The 2,340-nt window shown below is 73.8% G+C and carries 2 protein-coding genes; one reads left to right on the top strand and one right to left on the bottom strand.

The genetic code is table 11. From position 1 onward, the window contains the following. The coding region (locus tag AB0C29_RS44200; RefSeq protein ID WP_360833767.1) for a sigma-70 family RNA polymerase sigma factor at window positions 1-844 on the bottom strand (844 nt) is incomplete at its 3' end. A 248-nt stretch (window positions 845-1,092) separates the two neighbouring features. Here AB0C29_RS44200 and AB0C29_RS44195 point away from each other — a divergent pair. Further along, window positions 1,093-2,340 (top strand): DEAD/DEAH box helicase (locus AB0C29_RS44195; protein WP_360833765.1); only part of this gene is annotated, 1,248 nt, incomplete at its 3' end.

The raw sequence follows: 2,340 nt of genomic DNA, 5'->3' as shown, positions 1-2,340 counted from the left end.
CCGCTACCGGCAGACCGTCGGGGCTGGTCAGCGCGAGCCGGTCGCGCAGCCCGCCGCGGGTCGCGATCTGGTCGTAGTACGCCGCCCGGCGCCGCGCCACGCAACCGTCCTTGACCGGGCTCTGAGCGGCCAGCGCCGGATCGAGGTGCGTGTTCAGACCGTCCTTGAGCAGGGCCAGCGCCTCGGCCCGCAGTTGCGACACCCGCGACTCGGTGACCCCCAGCTCCTCGGCGATCCGGGCCATCGGGCGCTCCTCGAAGAAGTAACCGGTGATCACCGCGCGCAGCCGCTCCGGCAGCACGTCGATGGCGTGCCGCAGGTAACCCAGCCGCTCGCGCCGGATCAGCAGCTCCTCCGGGCCCGCGCTGGGCTCGGTCACCATGTCGTCGGCCCCCACGGTGGCGAAGCCCTGCAGGCTGAACACCACGGCCCGGGCCACGTCGTCGTCCGCGGACTCGATGTCCTCCACCGTGCAGCCCAGGTGCGCGGCGACCTCGGCCGCCGTCGGGGTCCGGCCCAGCTCGGCGGTCAGCTCCTGGCGGGCGGTGTCCGTACGCCGGGCCCGCTGCCGCACCGACCGGCTGGCCCAGTCCAGCCCGCGCAGCTCGTCCAGCAGGGCCCCGCGGACCCGGGCCGCCGCGAACCGGGCGAACGGCACACCACGCTCCTCGTCGAAGCCGCGGGCGGCGGCCACCAGGGCCGCGTACCCGGCGGAGAGCAGGTCGTCGCGGTTGACGTGGGCGGGCACCCGGGCCAGCATCTCGCGGACCAGATGACCGACGAGCGGCATGTGCGCCCGTACGACGTCCTCGCGACGGCGGTCGAAGACAACAGCACCGCTCATGGGGGTCTCTCCTCGGATACCGGCCGGCGGGGGGAGTCCGGCACTGAGGAGAAACGGTGCGGGTCGCGGGGTGCAGGGAGGGTCACAGTCGGGTGCGGCGGGGTTGCGGTGCACCAGCGCGTACACTTGATCTCGCGGCCCGCCCAGTTCTGCCTCGGGCCGCCTTTGGATCGACCACCACGCGCCGCGACCCGTGAGGTCTGCGCCGGGCAGGACGACCCCTTCAGACTTACGGAGTTCACACCTACATGTCCTCGTTCACCGACCTCGGCGTGCCCACGAAGCTTGCCGCGGCGCTCGCCGACCTCGGCATCACCACCCCCTTCCCGATCCAGGCCGCCACGCTGCCGGACTCGCTCGCCGGGCGCGACGTGCTCGGCCGTGGCCGCACCGGCTCCGGCAAGACGTACGCGTTCGTCCTGCCCGTGCTCGCCCGGCTGGCCGAGAGCAAGTCGCCGCGACGGCCGACCCGGCCCCGCGCGCTGATCCTGGCCCCGACCCGCGAGCTCGCCACCCAGATCGAGGCGACCATCGCCCCGCTGGCCGCGCCCATGGGCCTGCGCACCCTCACCGTCTTCGGCGGCGTCGGCGCGAACCCGCAGATCAAGGGCCTGAAGGCCGGCGTCGACATCCTGGTCGCCTGCCCGGGCCGCCTGGCCGACCACATCCAGCAGGGCTACGCCAGCCTGGACGCGGTCGAGATCACCGTGCTCGACGAGGCCGACCACATGGCCGACCTGGGCTTCCTGCCGGTGGTCCGGCGGCTGATGGACGGCACGCCGAGCAACGGCCAGCGGATGCTGTTCTCCGCGACGCTGGACAACGGCGTGGACGTGCTGGTCAAGCGGTTCATGCACAAGCCGGTCACGCACCACGTCGACTCGGCGGCCGAGGCCCCGATCGAGATGACCCACCACGTGCTGCACGTCCGCCACGACGACCGGTTCCCGGTGCTGGTCGACCTGACCGCCGCCCCCGGCCGCACGGTGGTGTTCACCCGCACCAAGCGCCGCGCCAAGACGCTGACCCGCCAGCTCGTGCAGGCCGGCGTGCCCGCGGTGGAGCTGCACGGCAACCTCGCCCAGAACGCCCGCAACCGCAACATGGCGGCGTTCTCCGACGGCAGCGCGCAGACGCTGGTGGCCACGGACATCGCGGCCCGCGGCATCCACGTCGACGACGTCGCGATCGTGATCCACGCGGACCCGCCGGTCGAGCACAAGGCGTACCTGCACCGCTCCGGGCGTACGGCCCGGGCCGGCGCGCAGGGCACGGTCATCACGCTGATGACCGACGACCAGCAGAGTGAGGTCCGCGACCTCACCCGCAAGGCCGGCATCAGGCCGACCACCAGCAAGGCCCGTCCCGGCGACGCGCTGCTCGCGCAGCTCGCCCCGGGTGAGCGCACCTACAGCGCGCCGGTGTCCCCGGTGCCCGAGCCGGTCGAGGAGCAGGGCGGCGGCCAGGCCCGTCGTGGCCGTCCGGGCGGCGGCCGG

Source organism: Actinoplanes sp. NPDC048791 (assembly GCF_040650095.1).
Classification (GTDB): Bacteria; Actinomycetota; Actinomycetes; order Mycobacteriales; family Micromonosporaceae; genus Actinoplanes.
The sequence above is the reverse complement of the archived record's forward strand: the minus strand, read 5'-3'. Positions and strand labels throughout refer to the sequence as shown.